The following is a 20,228-nucleotide window of genomic DNA, read 5'->3' on the forward strand; positions in this document are numbered from 1 at the left end:
GTAGGTAATAGGATAATATATACGCATTTTTTTATAATAAGGTATTGCTTGCTTTAATGAGGTAAAGATACGCCTTAGTTATAAAAAATTGATATAATATTTGATTAAAAATGAATACTTATCACTTTTGGTGTTATATTTACGATAAAAGGGATGAAAAACTTGTATATTTTTAATACAATGTTATATTTATTGTTCTATGAAAAATATGGGTAATCGTAATGAATGGTATACCTGTAATTAAAATAGTGTTAAAATAGAAGGCAGTAGGACCGAAGCTACTATTGAACCCTTTGTTTGCAAATTGGCGGTGAGTGCCGATAAAGTAGATTTTAGTGAGGTCGTTCTAAAAAGTATACTTGATAAATAGGTATAATGCTGTGCATGTTTTCCTATATTTATCAGGTTCATTTGAAGTATTCTACTGTATGAATTAAAGAGTTTTGGTTATCTATTAATGGTCTAGTGTTTATGTTTTATCCTGTTACAGTTGTATATCTATTGGGATGCACAACAGTAACCGGGTTGTAGCACAGGTCTGTCTGTCCGGTTGCTCAACTGTAACTTCATAGTCTCTTTATGATTGGATAGGGGATGCGAAGAAAAAGTGCAGTTTAGGTTGGAAAAAAGGTGAAAAGTATATAGATGTTTTTTGTAAACTTATAGAAAAAAGTATGCTTTTTGAGGGCTAAAGTATTGATTAGTAGTGCTGTGATATTTTTGTTTCTCCCCTTATAATAATTAGATTAGATACAAAAATGTCACAGCATTCATCTGATAATCCTCGGTTGCTACTTCTCTTTTTTTAGCCCATTACTTTCCCACCAGTTAATTATATGAGCGTTGGAAGAGTAAATAGCTTCCGGAGGATGATCAATTAAATAAAGCCCGTATATTATTTTATTAGAGAATGGTACACGAATTTCTCAGAATTGTTTATTCTTTGTTTTTCTGTGTTACTTCGATACCGTCCGGCCACATAACTTTAGAATGGGCTATTGCATCATTACCATTGCCTGTTTGATCTATCGCTTTATCGCCTTCTCCTTCATTAAATTTCCAATAAGCACACAAACCGGGTGTGGTAGGCTCTACACTGTACATATTCTGATAGATTTCTTCTTGTGTACGGGCTACGTTCCAAATACGTGCCTCGCAAATTTCACCATCAAGTTGGCGGAGAAATACATCAGGTTCATCATAAGAGTGACCTATCTTGAACATGTAGGCCTGTTTCTCACGTTCTTGTTTACCCAGATTGATCGGTGTACCGTTACCATAATCTTCGATGCGACTCTGTTCCTTGCCATCTACATACATAATAGCAGTTTTATGTTCTGTATCGTAGGTCACAGCTACATGATACCACTCATTTGCCTGCAGCAGTTTGTTGTTACTTGGATTGGGGAATTTTACATCACCGGGACTTGAGAATTGTAATTGTTGACGTGGGAAACCGGCATCTCCGATGCGGAACAAACAGTATTGTTCTATACCCATGATAGTGGAAATATCTCTTTCAAACTTGTTCACACGGATAATGGCTTCAAATGTCAATTGTGCCATATTGTTCACAACTGAAGCAGTAGGACTTCCGAAATCAAAACCGGGCACTTCGAAGTAGTTATCTTTTAAGCTGGCAGCGGTAGTTATGGCACTGGAACGGCGTATCACGTAACAGATTGTTCTGGAGCCTCCTAGAATACTCATTCCATTTGAAGCTTGGTCGATGGTGACAGGTAACAAATAGCCTGCGTCAATTTCCAGGTCGGTGAGAGATGAGAAATCAATGGTGATAGGTTTCGAGGTGATTTCACCCTTTGGGATAACGACTTGTTCTGCCGAAAATTTGTAATGCCTGGAGTCAAGTACTGTAAACTTGGTTCCGAGGCGGGCGTTGTAAATGTCAGCGAGTGACGGCTCTGCTTTGAAATTAACATTGATATCTGCATCTGTAGGAAATGCGAGTACAGCCGAGATTTCTTTCTTTCCGTCTGCAATTGTCCGGTTGAAAGTAAAGTTGCTAACATCTTGCAATTCGGCAGCGTCAATGTAGACAACATTGTCGAAAGGAGAGGCATTGTTGTAGTCTTTGTTGTCGCAACTCACTGCCGATAGCAACGTGGCTAAGGTGATGCCTGCAAAAGAGGCAGTCGACAAAGCGTTTCGAAAGATTCTTTTTGTTTTCATGCGATTCTTGTTTTTTAGTAATTAGATTAATTCTTTATATATGGTGATATTAATTTCGTTCTTTATTGATTCTTTTTTTATAGTCCTTGGACTTTTATGAGACTTTAGATTTTATAGTTTGGGTCATTGGCCGGTATATTTATTATCTAAGTTTATGCTTTTTCTCGAAAAAACAGGTGTTACGCTTTTTATCTTTATGGCAAAATATTCTTTTGATTGCTTATATAATATGAAGAAAAGACTGGGAGTGTTCCTGTAAGAGTGTTGTTTCTTATGCAACACTCCCAGTTCTTTTTCTTTATCCGACGCAATGCCTGCTTTAGCATACTTTTAAAGAGGCATTGCGCCAGATTGTATTACACCTTAATTAGTAGTTCTTCGAATATGAAGTACCGGTATAGCTTACTGTCCTTCCTCCCCATACATACGGAGCGAAACAATTCATAGTTCCTGAACAATCATAATTGCGGAGATTGAACGACATAACGGCACCATATCCGTTATAGCTGCTTGCACAATTCTGGATTTGATCACAAGTTGGCCAACCACTGGTATAGTGCAATGACAGTTTTGCCCATTTGCTCTTTGGAAGTCCTGAAGGCGGATTAGAACTGCAACCGAAGTTCGGCCACATGTAACTGATAGCATTCATGGTAGTCTGGTTAAAACCTGTATAACCACCGTAATCAAATGCTGTAATCAACTTGTCCGGTAACAACTCACGCACTTTCTGAATGAGCAGACCAAAGTTGTTGGTACTTGGTGTGGGAGTACCGGATATCTTTCCATATTCGGCATATTCATCATCGAAATCCACACCGTCCAAACCATAGGTTGTGACACAGTTGGCTACTTGATATGCGAAATCATTGAGTAGTGAATCTCCCGCAGCTATATTTTTATTAGTAAGATTAGCAAATCCGACTCCCGTGTGGTCGCCGAGCAATCCGAGTAACACCTTAATTCCTTTATTCTGTAACGGCTTCACTAATGTGTTGATATTGTTCAGAATATAAGTTTGGTTAGGGTTGTGATACAGTTGCACTGATGATGCGGTTCCACGTATATTGGAAGCGAACAGAATCACATGATCAATCACCTCTTCGTGAGGATTCGTGCCGGTGAAGTAGTACTCACCTGCATTCAACGGGTTTATATCGTTTGTTTCGATATAAGCGGTGAATTTAGGTGTCTTTGTGCCTACAGCGCGTGTGGTAATATCTTGAGAAGCATCCTGTGCTTCATTTACGGTGTTATCATTGCTGCAACTTGCAACAACGAAGCTTGCAGCCATAGCTACAATCATTAAGAAAATACGATTTAATGTTTTCATCTTTTTAAAATTTTAGATGTTCATATTAAATTCAGGAAACAGTCAAATAACATTGATATAGAAAATAACTGTAGATTTCGGAGATGTACTATTTTACCTCCTTTCTTACTGTCTTTTTTAACACTCAGACATCAACACATACTCTTGGTTCTCATTTATTTTCCGATGTTCTCTTGACATTTTTATTTTTTGTTTTTACCAGTCTTTGGCGTATACATTATATGTTTGATTGAGCATATAGTATAAATACTGACTATCATACATATAATCTCCATTTACAAATCCCTCAGGTCCCCATGGCAATGTTCCCCATATTTTACCGTCATTCATAAAAAAACCTATTTGGAAAATTGTGCCAAGCATAGCACCTTCATATTGGTTTTGTTCATTGGCGATGAGGTCATTTCCAAATACAAGTATGTTATTGTCTCTCTCTTTTTCTTTTTTCCACATCACAAGTTTCTTGGAAGAGTCATTTCCAAGTTGGGCTGTTCCGGTATAATAACGGGGAATATTTACCTTTCCATAATATTCGGGTGCTAATCCTGCAATAGGTCTACGGGTATATTTGCTGTAAGACTGTTCGGATTCCCATGGTTCGATGATTTGTACTTCTTCTTCTTCGCTCACATATCCGTGCCATGCGTAATCAATGTATTCGCCTACTTTGATTCCGCCACATGCATTGACATCGTAGAAGTATTCGGTAGGTTTGTCTTTGTCTACCAAAGTGAGTAACTTGTCATCAGGCAGGACTTCATGTAGTGCTTTAATCAACTTGGGGTAGGAAGTAGTATTTATTGCAGGCATGCCTTCTTTGCCATAACCGCTGTCTCTATCCCAAAGATTCACTCCGTCTAGTTGATAAAGCTCTATCACATCTTTTACTTGGTTACTGAAATCAGCTATCTGTGCGTCACTCATATTACAGAATCCCAATCCTTTTCCACCTCCTTCGATACAGATGCAGACTTTGCGACCGTGTTCTTGGAGTCGGCGGATATATTTGTCTGCATTTTCAAGTACGTAGCGTATATCGCTGCTTAGGTTGAGTAACGCACGTTTGGTTGCAGAATCGTAATCTACAGTTACAATTCTTAGATTGACGATGTCGCCAATCGTATATAATGTTTCAGACCAATCTTCTGTATTTGTTTTATTGATTCCATATACATCGGCTATCAATGGTTGGTAGTTTTCCGTATTAACATAAAATACAGCAAATAAATCGGGTAGCATCGGCGGCATTGCTGTTGGCATTTGGGGATTGTATGGATAAATAGTCGTAAGCTTCTCTCTGATACTTACTCCATAATAGAGCACCTGTTTTTCGTTTTGAGCCTGTACATCTGTTGGTGCTTGCACTATGGTGAGTGGAAGTAGATATGTTGTTTCGGCTTCTAATCCCTGTGTCAAGATTGTAACCTTTATTTTTTCTGATACTTGTTTTCCGGCAGCAATAGTAAGTGTACCTCCCTTTTCGAATTGTACATTGGCTGCAGGTAATGCTTTCAGACTGGTCAGATTCGTTTCATTATAAATGTCCACAAGCTTTTCATCGGCTATCGCGGTTACTGTGACTGCGCTTGCAGCCGGTTGTGTCAGGGTGTAGTAAATGGCGTCGGTAGCGGAAGTTTCGTCTTTGGATAGTCTGATAGCCAGTTTATTGGTCAATGATTTTTCACTGTACAATATTCCCCCTATCTTACTCATCGCCACTTCATCGGGCAACTTGCCTGCTGCCATTGAAATAGGATCTTCGGTACATCCTGCCATTACTATTAGTAGCAACAAGAACAGGAGATGTTTGATTGTATATTTTTTCATAACAGTATATTTTTTAGTTTGACGGATTCATCAATTGTATAGCTGTCCTGGTGATTGCATAATGCATTTTTGTTTGATAATAATCGTCACCTGTGGCAAAAATGGCTAGTCCTCCAAGAGGGCCTAGTGAAACTACGCGTTCAGTCATAACGGTTACGGCATCTTGTTTCACATTGGTTTCGTCGATTATTTGGTTATTGATTTTTGCAGCTAATAGCAGCTTCTCTTTAGGTAATGATTGGTTGTCAAGCAGTCCTGTGACCAGTAGTTTCAAGGTGGTGACATTAGTTATATCAACAGTGTTCAGTACTATATAGTCTAGTTTTTCGATATCGGAAGTTTCCACAAATGCGGGGTCGCCATCCAATACCAGTAATTTGTCACCACTAGCTGCTGCAGAGAGTCTGGAAACAATCAACTTTGCAGCTTCTTTGCGTGCGGCCAGTTCCGCTTCCGTACCACTATAGAGTGGCATGCCCGTAAAGGCAAAACCATTCAGATTCAGTTCGGTCGCTGTAGCGATAGCTTTGTCGAGAAAAGCCCCCAGTTTAGCTGCATCGGAAAGAATAGCCGCTTGTGAAGCGTAGTCTACACGGTAAAGTACTTTTGTACTTTTCTCCTGTAATAAGGGGATGTCTTCGCGGTCATAAGTGCTGATGTTTTCTGAATTAGCTAACGTGACTATATCCAGTGAATCAGGCAATGAACGAAGATACGCACCTTCATTCTTAGACTCTTCGGCACCATTATCGAAACTGCTGTATGTGATGTAATGCGGACGTTCTTGCTTGTAGACACGCAGCGATTCCATATAACGCGCCCAAAGTTCGGGATTCTGATCTTTGGCGTTTTGAGGGGCAATATCTACGGATTCTATATCTTTCCAGTCGTTACATGAGGCAATTGACAGGAGAGCCAGCAACAGGAATAATCCGGTGTATAACCTGGTGATTGATATTTTTATTTTCATATCGTTTGATGTATATATTTTTAGTTCTTTCTTCATTATTATAGTCGGGCAATTGTCCTTCTGAATGTGGACGGTTACGGAGTACGCGGTTTTTTATCCCACCATAAGGGAGTAGCTCCGTTATCGTCTCCACCCAACATCTTTACAGCTTCTGTGATATACTGGTTGTTGGAATACTCACGCGGTGGATACCACAAACGGCGAATCTTAATAACTTTGTCGTTGATGACACCGCCACTGTTATTTACAACTACCGGTAGCAGTTTGGGGTAACCCGTACGGCGGTATTCGCTCCATGCTTCTACTGTGCAGGGGAACATTGCAATCCACTTTTGAGTGATTATACGTTCCAAATTGGCTTCAAACTTATCGTCGCCATCTTGCCAGGCAATAGTAATGGTGCTGGCTGGAGCTGCGACAGAATAGGTACGCATAGGATCGGTATACGCTTGCGGTTTGTTTTGAGAGTCGGCAACATAAGCATCGGCGCCGGTTAGTCCGTATTGGTCGAAGGAAAGTGTAATGGCCTGTTCGTACAAAGACTTGGCATCTCCACCCATATTCCATCCCCGTAAGGCACCTTCTGCACGCAGGAAAGTGATTTCGGCGGCGTTCATCCATAAATAGGGACTTTCGGTAGCGATGACGGGTTTGCTATAACGGTCTTTCACTTCGTCCTTATTGGCTACGTCGATACCGATGCGGATACCTGCATAACCGTCAACTTTTACATTTTGGCCGCCTACCCTTTCGTCCAATTTTACGGTGGTGAACATCTTTGGCCGGCGAGGGTCGTTGTAACCATTCATATAAGAAATAATATCGGCACCCACACGGTGGTCATTCCAACCATTGAAAATCATAGAAGCACGATTCTCTTCTACTGTCAGCCAGGCGTTATCTGCGTTCGAGGTAATGACACCTGCGGATACAGCAGCTTCGGCAACTTGTTGGGCAGTGGCAGGATCAACGTAAGACATGCGGATAGCCATGCGCAGTTTCAGGGAGTTGGTATATTTGTGCCATTTATTCATATCACCGTAATAAACATCATCGAATTTACGGAAAGCTTCAGTCCCCAGGTTTAGATTCTCTTTCAATACAACATCCACTTCGTCCAGTTCTTTCAACATTTGTTTATAAACGTCTGCTTGGGAGTCATATGGCACAGAGAGTGATATTCCGCCTTGTTCGTCTACTATCTTGCTATAGGGGATAGGTCCATACATATCTGTCATACGGTGCATAATAGCTACGCGCAGTAATTTGGATAATGCCAATGCGACAGGATCATCGCTTTGGTCGCGCAGGTCACGGTAGAGCGGATAAGTTTCGGTGAAAACGTCGGAAAATGTTTTGTCCTGCCAATCCACAGACGGATTATATGTTTCAAATTTGGTTGTCCACGGGTTAGTGGCTCCGAAGTATCCGGCATACGGACCGGCAGCCAGCGCTTCAATAAATTGATAAAGATGCTCTTTGACGGGAACGACAAGCCCCTGTAGACCTCTTAGCGTAGCCCCTAAATTATAGTTTTCACGTCCCAGTTCATTCTTGTCCACTTCGTAATCTTTGCGGTTGATGTCGGCAAAGTTACTTGTACAGGCCGTTCCGCCAATAAGTAGTAGAGCAAAGAAGAACATCTTCAGGATAGATGTCACTTGTTTCATAATAGTTGATTTAGTTCGTTAAAAGTTAATTTTTACATTGAAACCAATGTTACGGGTACTTGGCAACATGAAGTAGTCGATTCCCTGATAATAGTTGTCCGTTGTGGCTACTGATTCGGGATCGAAAGGAGCTTTATTGTAAATCATCCATAAATTACGACCTATTACAGATACTTGGATATCACACACGTTTCCCAGCCACTTGCGCGGGATAAGGTATCCGATGCTTGCTTCTTGCAGACGCACGTTGGTGGCGTTGTAGGTGTAGTATTGAGGCAGTCCGCTTTCACTGCCAATCGTTGTATAATAGTTTTGCGCATCGACAAGTGTGCGGTTATTTACCAGTACACCGCCATTATCGCGTGCCAAAGCCGAACGTTCAGATACACCGTACTGGTCCATGGCTGCTTCTGTGGCAGAGTAGACAATGCCACCGATACGTGCCGTAAAGAGAGCGCTTAAGCTTATACCTTTCCATGAGAAGTGATTGCTCCATGCCAAATTGGCTTTTGGAAATACACTACCCAACTTGATGTCCGGCAGATTATTTTCTATAGCTACTATGCCGGTGGGGTCGATATCCACCATACCATTATCATCACGTTTCAGATCGGACTGAGTATAGAGGTCGCCCAATGTGCCGCCTTCCTTCAGAATAAAGCGTGCCTTTCCAAGTCCGCCTACATCCAGTCGGTCTTTGTTTATAAGTTCACCTGTCTCGGGATGTACGTAATCTCTTACTAGTTCTTTAATTTTATTTTTGTTATGGCTAAGGGTGAAGTTACTGTCCCAACGGAAGTTGTTATTCCAGGTATGTCCGTAACCCAATGAAAGTTCCAGTCCTGTGTTACGTACATAACCTGTCTGAAGATAAATGGTAGTGTAACCGGATGATACGGAAATTTGAGGGTCGAACGTTTGGTTGAATGTATTGGCCAGGTACCATGACAGGCCGAGATTAAAGTCCTTGAAAAGTTTCATGTCCAAACCGACTTCCCATGAATCGGTACGTTCCGGTTTCAGATCACCGATAGGATAGTGAGTCTTGGGCTTCCAACTTTGGGTGGCTTCATTATATTCATAAGTTGGAGAAGTTAGGTTGCGCGGATAAGGCATACCGACGGAACTGAACGAACCACGTACTTTCATGTAGTCAATGAAACTTGGCATCTGTATCATTTCGGAGATAACGCCCGAAAGTCCTACCGAGGGGTAGAAGAACGAAGAAGTGGATGAATTGGCGAGTTGCGATGCCCAGTCGTTACGTCCGGTCAGAGTCAGATAGAGCATGCTTTTCCAACCGACTTCTACACTGGCAAAGATGGATTGCGTTTGTTCCTGCCATTCGTCCTGACGTGCTTTCTTCTTGGCATTGTCAAGGTCGAAGACGTTGAATACGTTAGGGATTCCCTTTTCACGTATCGGACCACGATAACTTAATTCTTCAAATTTATTGTTTACAATACTGGCTCCCACGTTTGCTACTAATGAGTAGTCACCGAAACGCTTGTTGATATTGGCAAGTACATCGGCGTATGTTTGAGTTTCATCAGGTTTGGCAATGGTATAATGTCCCTGTGTGCTCTCTTCGGTTATGGTCGCATTTGAACTGGCATACAGTTTCTGTTCATACTTAGTGTGAGAATTGTCTATACGCACACGACCTGCAATGTTTAACCAGTCGGTGATATCATAACTTAACTGTGCGGAGAGCATATAACGTTTTTTTTGGTTGAGGCGTAAATTGCGATATGCAATCCAGTATGGGTTTTGCATACGAAGATCCCCTTCACCTTGCGGCCAAAACATCGTATTGATTTTACGTGCCGGATCCCAACGTTCAAATACTTTGATAAGACTGAAATCGTCACTACGTGGAAACAGGTAGACGGGTACAATTGGGTTGGAATATACGCCCTGGTTGGTCATGTTACGATCGTTTTGAATAATATAGCTGGCGCCTACATCAAGTTTCATCCGGTCATTCAGGAAACTTGTCGTATTGCGGAATGTAAAGTTAAAACGATTGTAACGGTTATTGGGGACTATACCTTGAGAATTTACGGATGCAGCCGAAAAGAAAGTCTGATTTTTCTCCGTTCCGGTAGAAAGAGTAACAGAGTTAGTGAATATCAATCCGGTGTCGAAGAAATCCTTAGGCTCGAATCCGGTACGTGAAGCCTCGTTCAACAATGGTCCCCAGCTTAAAGTGGTGGTACCACCTGTCTTGCCTCGGCTGCCTGTCCCATAGCGATTCTGGAACTGAGGAAGTACGAATGGTTTAGAGAACTCAGTATTACTGTTGACAGATACTTGTAGTTTTCCCACTTGTCCTCGTTTTGTAGTGATAACGATGGCGCCATTGGCTGCATTGCTACCATAGAGAGCGGCTGCAGCGGCACCTGTCAGTACGGATATGCTTTCTATATCATCCGGGTTCAGGTCTGCAATGCTTTCGGACTTACCACGAGAATCAAATTCCGTTCCACCTCCACCGCCAAAATTGAACATAGGAATACCATCGATAACGTATAGTGCATTGCTGCTCTGTTCGATAGACTTTGTACCGCGCATCACGACTTTACTTGCTCCACCCACACCGGAGGAACTACTATTGATATTGACACCGGCTACTTTTCCGTTCAGACTGTTGATGAAATTAGCATCCTTGATACCAGAAATTGCATCAGCCTTCACCTGCTGCACATTGTAGCTCAGTGCCTTTTGTTCGCGTTTGATACCGAGAGCGGTGACTACTACTTCGCTCAGTTGTTTAGTGTCACTCACTAATCTTATTTCGTAGATATTTTTATCTGTTATTTTCACAGTTTGAGGTGTATATCCCACGTAAGTGAAGCTTAATGTGCTGCCTTGAGGAGCCATTATATTGAAATTACCATCGATATCGGTGATTGCGCCTATGGAGCTTCCTTCTACTTTAATGTTCACTCCGATCAGTGGCTCATTATTTTCGTCGATTACTATTCCACTAACTTTCTTTGCAGGAATTCCTTTAGGCTTGTTGTCAGGAATAATCATGATATACTTATCTTTGAACTGATAAGTAAATCCACTTCCCCGGAGAATTTGTGCAAGGGCATTCTCCAATGCCACAGCTTTCAGGTCAAGATTTAAAACAGGCTTGTTTCTTAGTTGCGAATCATTATATCCGACAGAATAATCGGATTGTTTTTCTACTTCCTTAAGTGCCTCGATGATAGATATATTTTTCTTCTGAATCGTGATCTTGGCACTATTTTGTGCAAAGGAGGGTGCTTGCATCATCAACAAACAGAAAAAAAGTAAAAAACTTCTTCCCTTTGCGGTTTGATCTACTATAAATTCATAAATTTGTAGCATTTTCTTAGTATTAGGTTATTAACTAAATTATTTCACGGTAATTGAGTAGAGTAAGACTCTAGTATTGAGAATTTTGATTTCATATCCGGGATAGAGTTAGGGCTCCGTTCCGGATACTTTTTTACATGGGCTTTTAAAAGGTTAAAAAGGTTATTGAATATTGTTTTTTACTATTTCGTTTTTCCGGGGATACTTATTACTTAGAGATTAAGTAACAGTGATCTCCTTTTATCTTATAGTCCATTTGACCTACTACACTCACTATTATATCCATTACCTCAGAGAGTGGTGCCCGGTCTTTGAATCGGAAACTATACTTGTCTTCTTTCAGATTCTTGAGCTGATATTCGAATGTATAAGGATATTTACGTTCGAGTACTGTAATTATATCTTTGACGGACATTTCTCTGAATACAAGTTCTCCGCGTTGCCAGGCTGTAACCTCCTTCATGTCGGGATTGTCCAGGCAATGGCGACGGGTGTCTTTATTGTAAGCCAGCTGCTCATTCGGTTTTAGAATCACCTGCGATTTTAAATCATTGTACTCTACCAATACACTTCCTGAAATCAATGTGGCTGCCAACACCGGATTTTCCGGATAGGCTGAAACATTGAACTCCGTACCCAATGCTGTCACCTGAAAATCATTGGATTTGACAATGAACGGATGTCTTTTATCCGGTTTGACTTTAAAGTTAGCTTCACCGATTAAAAATACACTACGATCTTTCCCGGTAAAGTTTTGCGGATATAAAAGTGTACTTTGTGAGTTCAGCTGTACCTGAGTTCCATCGGGTAGAGTGAGAGTCCTTATTTCAGCAGTAGGAATATATTGTTGAATAAGGTTCGCTTCTGTATCTTTACCGATGGTAGAAAGGTAAACGGAAGAAGCCGCTACTATAAATAAAACCGCCGCAACAGCCTGCCATATATGAATCGGTCGGATTGTTCTTTTTCGTGGTACGGAAGGAATTCCAGCGTTCTTTTTCAAAAGTTCATAGGACTCTTGCATATCGGCTGCGGTTCCTCGCTTATGAGCATCATCCCACAATTTTTGCAGTGCTTCATCTTTTTCAACGGTATGCTCTTCGTCTACCAGCCACTTGTAGAAATCTTGCTGAGTAGATTCCGGATAGTCGTTTCCGGTGAATAATGTTATTATTTTCTGAAAGTAATTCTTCATATTGAGGTATTAATGTTGTAACTGTTATATTAATACTTCAATTAACTAAGGCAGCTTACTTAAGGGAGTAGCAGAAAAAATGCAAAAAAGATGATTTTTTTCATTTCAAGCAGGGTTAAATAGATGTGATGTTCCACTGTTCGTTTCGAAATATTTAGTTTCTCGGCTATTTCAAGATTGCTCATATGCTTGAAACGACTCATTTCGAAAATCATTCTGCGTTGTTCCGGGAGACGTTCGAGAACTAATTTGATGATTAGTTGAGCCTCTTTATAATAGATGGGGTTGAGTGTATCTTCTGATTGGAAAAGTTCGTCGATGAGAGTTTTTTCTATAATTTTCTCCTGATAAGCCAATTCTACTTTTTTGTGTTTGATAAAATTGAGAGTTGTACTTTTAGTAAGAGTATAGATATAAGGAGTCGGATTAGGAACTTCTGCCCATAATTCAGGCTTAGTCCATAGTTTGGTGAAAACATCTTGGGTAATATCCTTCGCGTCTTCTTCGGATTTAAGCAGCATTAGGGCGAAATATTTCACTACTGAATAATACTTCGTGAATATTGTTTCGAATTGTTGCGCTAAAAGTCTTTCGTCTTGGTCTGGGGTCATCGGGTTAACAGATTATTAAAATCGAAAGACAAATGTAAACAAATTAAATTAAGATACGAAGAAAAAAGGAATAGTTTATAAAAAAAGAAAAAAGATAGTGACACTATCCGGTCGGGATGGTGTCACTATATGAGTGGGATGGTGACACCATCGTAGCAGGATAGTGTCACCATCTTAAAGTCCTTTTTCTACCAGTTTCTTTTCACGGTTCGATAGCCATAACCGATGATTACAAGGAAACAAATGAACGGCAAAATGAATGAAACATTGACAGCCGGCATAGAGCCAATTTCTTTCATATCAATGATACTTGCCTGTAACGGAGGTAGTACCGAGCCTCCCAGGATTGCCATAATAAGACCTGCCGCTCCAAATTTGGCATCGTCTCCCATACCTTTCAGGGCAATTCCGTATATAGTGGGGAACATCAGTGACATGCATGCGGAAACGGCTACCAGACAGTACAGTCCGAAGATATTCTGCAGGAAGATAGTTCCCAATGTAAAGATACCTCCGAAGATGGCAAGGATCATCAGTAATTTTCCGGCATTAAGATAACGCAGGATAAAGGTACAGATAAATCGGCTGATACAGAAGATAACCATTGCTATGATGTTGTACTGCTGTGACAGTACTTCTGCACTTTTTTCGTCCATACCATATTCCGGTGACATAAACAGGCGGGTTCCGTATTGAATGATGAATGTCCAGCACATAATCTGTACACCTACATAGAAGAACTGGGCAATCACTCCTTCGCGATAACGTGTCAGGGTAAAGATACGTTTTAGTGTCGGGAAAAAGTCTATTTTGTGATTCTGATCTCCGTTCTTTGGCATTTTGACGAATCGTATCAGTAGCAACATGGCCAGAATAACTATTCCGATAGTGAGATAGGGAGCAATCAAGACGGCAAGGTCACTTTCTTTGATAGCCTGAAATTCGCTTTCATTGAGTAAGGCACGTTCGTCGGTTCCCATCGGGTGGAGTTTTGCCTGAATAAATTGCATGGCTACAAACATACCGAGTAATGATCCCATTGGGTTGAAAGACTGGGCCAGATTCAGACGCCTTGTGGCAGTTTCTTCCGTTCCCATAGAAAGAATGTATGGATTGCAACTGGTTTCCAGAAAGGAAAGTCCACAGGTCAGAATAAAGTAAGCGATCAGAAACGGATAATATTCTCCCGTCATTTTGGCGGGAAAGAACAAGAAGGCTCCGAAAGCATATAGCCCAAGTCCCAGTAATACACCGGCTTTATAAGAATATTTACGGATGAACATGGCAGCAGGAAAAGCCATGGCAAAGTATCCGCCGTAGAAAGCTACCTGAACCAGTGCTCCATCGGTTGCACTCATCCTGAAAATTTTGGAGAATGCTTTTACCATCGGATTGGTAATGTCATTCGCAAATCCCCATAGTGCAAAGCAGGATGTAATAAGTATAAATGGAATAAGATAGCTGACACCGTCTTTTGAGATGATAGACTGCTTGGTGTGTTTCATGGTTATTTTTGTTATTTTAGGTATTATATAGATGGAACATTCTCTCCATTGGTTTCCATTTCTCAGCCGAACTCATTCCCGGAGCAGCCTGCTGGAAGATAGACATGTATTCTTCCCATTCCTGTTGTCGGGGGAGGGTGTTCAGGCGTGTCATAGCTGTGTCCCAGTCAAAGTCTGCAGGAGTTTCGACGATCATAAACAGACGGGTGCCCAGAATGTAGATTTCCATCTCAAGGATACCTACTTCGCGGATTCCCGCAAGGATTTCGGGCCATGCTTCTGCCTGACTATGTCTTTTCCGGTACTCGGCAATTAGTTCCGGAGAATCCCGTAAATCAAGAGTCTGGCAATATCGCTTGACAGGGACGTTGTAGGTTTTTACTTGATAACCAGTTTGAGGTGTTTCCATATATTTCTTATTTTTCAGGGTAATATACTTGCGGTGTAACGCTGCGGCTTACAATTTCTCTGATTTCCCGGAGACTGGATATTTCTCCTTTGGCCATTGCCTGAGTCAGAATGTTGCCCATAGCAGTAGCTTCTATAGGTCCTGCATAAACAGGGATACCGAGTGCGTTGGCTGTGAGTTGGTTGAGCAGTTTATTTTGTGATCCTCCTCCGATGATGTTTAGCCGGTGAATCGGGGAGGGGAGACAACGGTTAAGTTGTTCTACTGCTTCCCGATATTTGAAGGCTAGTGACTGGAGTACACATTTTACCGTTTCTGCCTTGTTTTGGGGAACTTCCAGGGAATGAGCCCGACAGTAATTCAAAAGAGCTGTTTCCATATTTTCAGGGTTCATGAAGGCTGCATCGTCTACAGGAATAATGGTGTCGATTTCTGCTTCGGCGGCTTGCGGAAGAATCGTATCATAATTTTGTTCTTCTCCACACATTTTCCATTCGCTCATCAGACGCTGCAGAATCCATAGCCCGGTAATGTTTTGCAGGAATCGGATATGTCCGCCTACCCCTCCTTCATTGGTAAACTGAGCGAGTCTTGCTTCTTCCGTTAATATGGGTTCATCCACTTCGACTCCCAGCAATGACCATGTGCCGGAGCTAAGAAAGGCTACTTGTCCTTTCATTGCGGGGACGGCAGCAACGGCACTGGCAGTGTCATGTGAGCCAACTGCAATAATATCGACGGAGCCTAATCCGGTTTCACGGGCTATATCTTCTTTTAGTGTTCCTCTGATGGTTCCCGGTAGAATAATTTCTCCGAATAAATGTTCGGGGAGTCCCAAAGCACGAATAGTGTCCATCGACCAGTTTCGTTGGCGTGCGTCGAGCAATTCGGAGGTGGAGGCTATGCAATATTCATTATTAGCCACTCCTGTCAGGTAATAACTGAAAAGATCAGGCATGAACAGCAGTTGGTGGGCAACTTCCAATTGTACATCTTGACTCTGTTGCATGCTGTAGAGTTGGAATAGCGTATTGATGGGCATTACTTGTATTCCTGTGCAGGCGTAGTGCTTTTGTATATCCAGTATTTGGAATGCTTTAGCGGGCATTCCGTCTGTCCGGGCATCCCGATAGCAGACAGGGTTGCCCAGCAAATTTCCTTTTTTGTCAATCAGGCCGAAGTCTACTCCCCAAGTATCGATACCGATTCCTTTGACACGGTATCCTTTCTGTGCAGCGAGTTTCAATCCGGTTTTCATATCCTCGAACAAGGCCGGAAAATCCCAGTAAACATGATTTCCGAGTTTGACTTGCCGGTTGGTAAAGCGGTGGACTTCTTCTAATTCCAGTTTTCCCTGAAGAAGGGAGCCGGCGATAACACGTCCGCTGCCTCCTCCAAAGTCTACTGCTAAATATGTGTTTCTTGTGGTATCTTCCATGGTATTCCCAGATACTTATTTGGTTTTCTTTCCTAATACGTATATTTCCAGGTCTTCTATTTCTTCCGGTGTCAGTACGGAGTAATCGCCGCCGGACTGAACTATGATGCGGCAGGCCATTTCAAAGAAAGTAGCCCGTTCGTACACTTGGTCAAAGTCTTTTCCGCATACTACTTGTCCATGATTGGTCAGCAGGACGGAATTATGATTCAGCATAGCCTCTACTACCGCTTTCGCCAATTCAGGAGATCCCGGTCGATAGTAAGGAATTACAGGGATTTCAGAGCCTACATGACAGGGGATCTCTGCTGTTACATTAAAATTCGTCGGTTTGTTTTTCATGCAGGAAATGGCAGTAGCATATTCCGACTGAAAATGGAGTACTACATTTACATCCGGTCGTTCGCGAAGGACGCCGAGGTGAAAAGTACTTTCCATAGACGGCTTTACACCATTAGCAGGCATACCGCTGGCAATATTGCAGATAGATACTTTTTCTTTGGCAAGGGTAGGGACCCATGAACCTGTACCCGAAATCAGTGCTTCTTCTCCGATTCTCCAGGAAAGATTTCCGCTGCTGCAGAGCATTAATTTTGCATCTCCGTAGCGGTGTGCCTGTGCAAGAAACAGTTCGATGTGTTCGTTAGTTATCATAGTGTTTTTATTTAAGCCGTATAGGGTGGAAGCTTGTTTTTCAGGCAGCTTCCACTTCTATGCGGCAAAGTTAAATTTTTAATTTATATAGGACGAAGGTTTCTTGTTTATTTGTAGATAGGTCCGTAAGTTGTGCAGGCTCTGTAGTCTGCTCCTTCTTTATCCATGCCGAATGCGTTCCATGCAGCCGGGCGGAAAATTTCGTTCTCATCTACATTGTGCATGCAAACAGGGATGCGAAGCATAGAGGCAAGGGTAATCAGGTCTTGTCCGATGTGACCGTAGCTGATAGCGCCATGATTAGCTCCCCAGTTGTTCATTACAGAATATACATCTTTGAAAGCAGCTTTGTCGCACAGACGGGGAACGAACCAGGTAGTAGGCCATGTCGGGTCAGTACGCATATTCAGCTTCTGGTGGATTTCCGGATCGATTTCAACGGTCCATCCTTCTGCGATTTGCAGGACAGGACCTAAGCCTTTAATCAGGTTCAGGCGCATCATAGTGACAGGCATTCCACCTTTTGAAAGGAAGTTGGATGAGAAGCCGCCGCCACGGAAGTAGTCGCGGTCCGCCGGATACCATGTCGTTGCTTTGAGGCAGTTTTCTACATCTGCATCTGTCAGGTTCCATGGTTCTTTCATGACAGGATTTCCTTCTGCGTCTAATGACTGGCCGGAACCGTCGAGGGTTGTTGCTCCCGAGTTGATCAAGTGGATGATACCGTTTGCAGCTAAGCCGGTCAACTCTTTACCGGTTACACGTTTTACGGCTTCAGGACTCCAATAAGTACGTACATCGGAGAATATTTGTGCACGGTTGGTCAGTAAATGTCCGAATAGCATGGCCACACCGTTGCAGGCATCGTTTTCGGTAGCTACTACAAATGCTTCGCGGATGCCGTTCCAGTCGAAAGAGGTGTTGAGCAATGCTTCCGGATAGTCACCGTTAGGATAGAAGTCTGTCCATTGGCGTTGTCCCTGGAAGCCGGCAGCGATGGCATTGTGTCCCAGAGCTTCTTCCTTGAATCCCATTTCTTTCAGTTTCGGGTTTCCGGTCATCAGGTCGCGCATGATAATCATCATCTTCACAACAAATTCCCAGTCTGCATTCTTTTGTTCACGGTTTTTACGTTTTTCCGGACGGTTCTTGAAGTCCTCACCTTCGTTTACTTTACAGTACTTTTCAGTCCATGCCATTGCTTTGGCGTATTCTTCGTGGTCATAAATACCTTCTTCCATGCGGCGGATGATTTCTGTCAGGTCTATTGACTCATTGCGCATTCCCAGATATTCCTGGAAGAAATCAGGATTAACGATAGAGCCGGCGATGCCCATAGAGACGCTGCCCATTGAAAGGTAAGACTTACCTCTCATAGTGGCTACTGCCTGTGCTGCACGTGCAAAACGAAGAATTTTTTCTGCTACGTCTTCCGGAATTGTGTTATCGTCGAGGTCTTGTACATCACGTCCGTAGATACCGAATGCAGGAAGTCCTTTTTGCGCGTGTCCCGCCAATACGGCTGCAAGGTATACAGCTCCCGGACGTTCGGTTCCGTTGAAGCCCCATACTGCTTTCGGGTAATGTGGATTCATATCCATTGTTTCCGCACCATAGCACCAGCAGGAAGTGACAGTAATAGTAGACCCTACACCTTCTCTTTCAAACTTTTCCGCACAAGCAGCGCTTTCGGCTACACGACCGATGGTGCTGTCGGCAATTACACATTCCACAGGAGTGCCGTCACCGTTTTTCAGGTTATTGCCGATTAACTCAGCTACTGCTTTGGCAAGGTTCATTGTCTTTTCTTCAAGACTTTCGCGAACGCCGCCCTGGCGACCGTCGATAGTGGGACGAATCCCGATTTTCGGATACTTTTTCATGGTTTCTTAATTTTTTTATTTAGTGGTTAATATCTGTGCTGAGCTGTGCTGGTTATGTGGCAAAAAAAATCATAGGGAGTTTCGGAGTCTTACTTCTGTAGGCAGGTATTTTTGTATCGGTACATTGTTCAGAACAAAATTTGCCGCCTCATTTCCCATCATTTCCCAATCAATGCTCAATGAAGTGATTCCTTCGTCAATCACTTCGTAAGAAGGAATATCATTGTATGCCAGCAGACCGAAATCTTTTCCGCATTTCAGTCCTTCCAGTCTTCCTTGTTTTACAACCTTCACCACATCCTGTTGTTTAATGGCTATATAGGCCACTCCTTTACGTACGGTCAGGTTATCAATATCTTCCTGTATTTCACATAAAAATCCTTGTTCCTCGCAGAAACGGGTAAAATACTCTTTACTGCTCTGAGGATGTTTCAGGTTTTTAGAGAATAACAGAACAAGTTGAGGATAATGCCGCAATCTTTCCTTCAGCATAAGTAATGCCTGATAGAAAGCTTCATCAAAGTCCTGGCAAATATAAGAGTACTTTTCTTTCTCGAATTTGCCGAAGTCAAGGAGCAGTAATCTTGTAGGATGGATTTTATTGAGAACTGTACTGAATTTCTCGTTATCGAAATTCATCACTATGTATTTATTGTATTTTCCTATAGATTCGCGGATAATGGTATTGAAAAGCCGTTCATTGTATTGATGAAACAGCAAGTCTACCTTGTAATTAATAGGCAGATGTTTAACGAAACTATTGTATAGGGCTTCTTTGAAAGGAGTATATTGGTCAAGCAGGAGCAGGATGTTGGTTACCTGACTGGTTACATAATATCCTTTTCCCGGAGTAGAGTCGATCAATCCGCGTTCGCGAAGATCGAGAAAGGCTTTGAAGACCGTATCACGGGATACTTCGTATTGTGCACTTAACTGATTGATGGAAGGCAAAGAATCTCCTTCACGAAATTCTTTCATGGAAATAGCCTGACTAAGTGTGTCCGCCAATTGCGTAACCTTACTGGACTGTTGACCAAATGTTTTCTTTTTACCAGTTCGTCTCATACTGTTATAAGATAAATGACTGTGCTGAGCTATGCTGCTGCAAAGAAAGGAAATTAATTCATAAGTCGAGAACTAATTTTATATGTTCTATAGCAGGAAATAAAAAAAATCCCCTTCGGCGAACCGAAGA

14 protein-coding genes are annotated in these 20,228 nt (G+C 42.1%); all 14 read right to left on the reverse strand.

What is annotated here, in order from left to right; all coding sequences use genetic code 11:
- Positions 1-936: 936 nt before the first annotated feature.
- Entirely contained in the window at positions 937-2,190 is a 1,254-nt protein-coding gene (locus tag BLW31_RS05750) for a DUF1735 and LamG domain-containing protein (RefSeq protein WP_010538514.1), read from the reverse strand.
- A 367-nt stretch (positions 2,191-2,557) separates the two neighbouring features.
- Positions 2,558-3,523: a glycosyl hydrolase family 18 protein gene (locus BLW31_RS05755; RefSeq protein ID WP_022301173.1), complete on the reverse strand. Its 966-nt coding sequence runs from the start codon at positions 3,521-3,523 to the stop codon at positions 2,558-2,560.
- A gap of 195 nt (positions 3,524-3,718) precedes the next feature.
- Entirely contained in the window at positions 3,719-5,350 is a 1,632-nt protein-coding gene (locus BLW31_RS05760) for a BT_3987 domain-containing protein (protein WP_010538512.1), read from the reverse strand.
- Between the two features lie 13 nt (positions 5,351-5,363).
- A complete protein-coding gene (locus BLW31_RS05765) occupies positions 5,364-6,320 on the reverse strand; it encodes a glycoside hydrolase family 18 (protein WP_022301170.1) in 957 nt (318 codons plus the stop codon).
- 74 nt (positions 6,321-6,394) lie between these two features.
- Positions 6,395-7,990: a RagB/SusD family nutrient uptake outer membrane protein gene (locus BLW31_RS05770; RefSeq protein WP_010538510.1), complete on the reverse strand. Its 1,596-nt coding sequence runs from the start codon at positions 7,988-7,990 to the stop codon at positions 6,395-6,397.
- An 18-nt stretch (positions 7,991-8,008) separates the two neighbouring features.
- Entirely contained in the window at positions 8,009-11,350 is a 3,342-nt protein-coding gene (locus BLW31_RS05775) for a TonB-dependent receptor (RefSeq protein WP_010538509.1), read from the reverse strand.
- A gap of 196 nt (positions 11,351-11,546) precedes the next feature.
- Positions 11,547-12,533 carry a FecR family protein gene (locus BLW31_RS05780; protein ID WP_010538508.1) on the reverse strand — a complete coding sequence of 329 codons (987 nt, stop codon included), beginning with the start codon at positions 12,531-12,533 and terminating at the stop codon, positions 11,547-11,549.
- 59 nt (positions 12,534-12,592) lie between these two features.
- Positions 12,593-13,144, reverse strand: a complete 552-nt coding sequence (locus tag BLW31_RS05785; RefSeq protein WP_010538507.1) for an RNA polymerase sigma-70 factor — start codon at positions 13,142-13,144, stop codon at positions 12,593-12,595.
- Positions 13,145-13,332: 188 nt separating this feature from the next.
- Positions 13,333-14,649, reverse strand: coding sequence for an L-fucose:H+ symporter permease (gene fucP / locus BLW31_RS05790; RefSeq protein ID WP_010538506.1), 1,317 nt, complete (start codon positions 14,647-14,649; stop codon positions 13,333-13,335).
- A gap of 16 nt (positions 14,650-14,665) precedes the next feature.
- Positions 14,666-15,058 (reverse strand): L-rhamnose mutarotase, encoded by a 393-nt coding sequence (locus BLW31_RS05795; RefSeq protein WP_010538505.1) that lies wholly within the window; start codon positions 15,056-15,058, stop codon positions 14,666-14,668.
- Positions 15,059-15,065: 7 nt separating this feature from the next.
- Positions 15,066-16,496: a rhamnulokinase gene (locus BLW31_RS05800; protein ID WP_010538504.1), complete on the reverse strand. Its 1,431-nt coding sequence runs from the start codon at positions 16,494-16,496 to the stop codon at positions 15,066-15,068.
- A gap of 15 nt (positions 16,497-16,511) precedes the next feature.
- Positions 16,512-17,150, reverse strand: coding sequence for a class II aldolase/adducin family protein (locus BLW31_RS05805; protein WP_010538503.1), 639 nt, complete (start codon positions 17,148-17,150; stop codon positions 16,512-16,514).
- Positions 17,151-17,257: 107 nt separating this feature from the next.
- Entirely contained in the window at positions 17,258-19,033 is a 1,776-nt protein-coding gene (gene fucI / locus BLW31_RS05810; protein WP_010538502.1) for an L-fucose isomerase, read from the reverse strand.
- Between the two features lie 69 nt (positions 19,034-19,102).
- Entirely contained in the window at positions 19,103-20,098 is a 996-nt protein-coding gene (locus BLW31_RS05815; protein WP_010538501.1) for a GntR family transcriptional regulator, read from the reverse strand.
- Between the last annotated feature and the right edge of the window lie 130 nt (positions 20,099-20,228).

The sequence above is a fragment of the Bacteroides faecis MAJ27 genome (genome assembly GCF_900106755.1).
In the GTDB taxonomy this organism is placed as follows: domain Bacteria; phylum Bacteroidota; class Bacteroidia; order Bacteroidales; family Bacteroidaceae; genus Bacteroides; species Bacteroides faecis.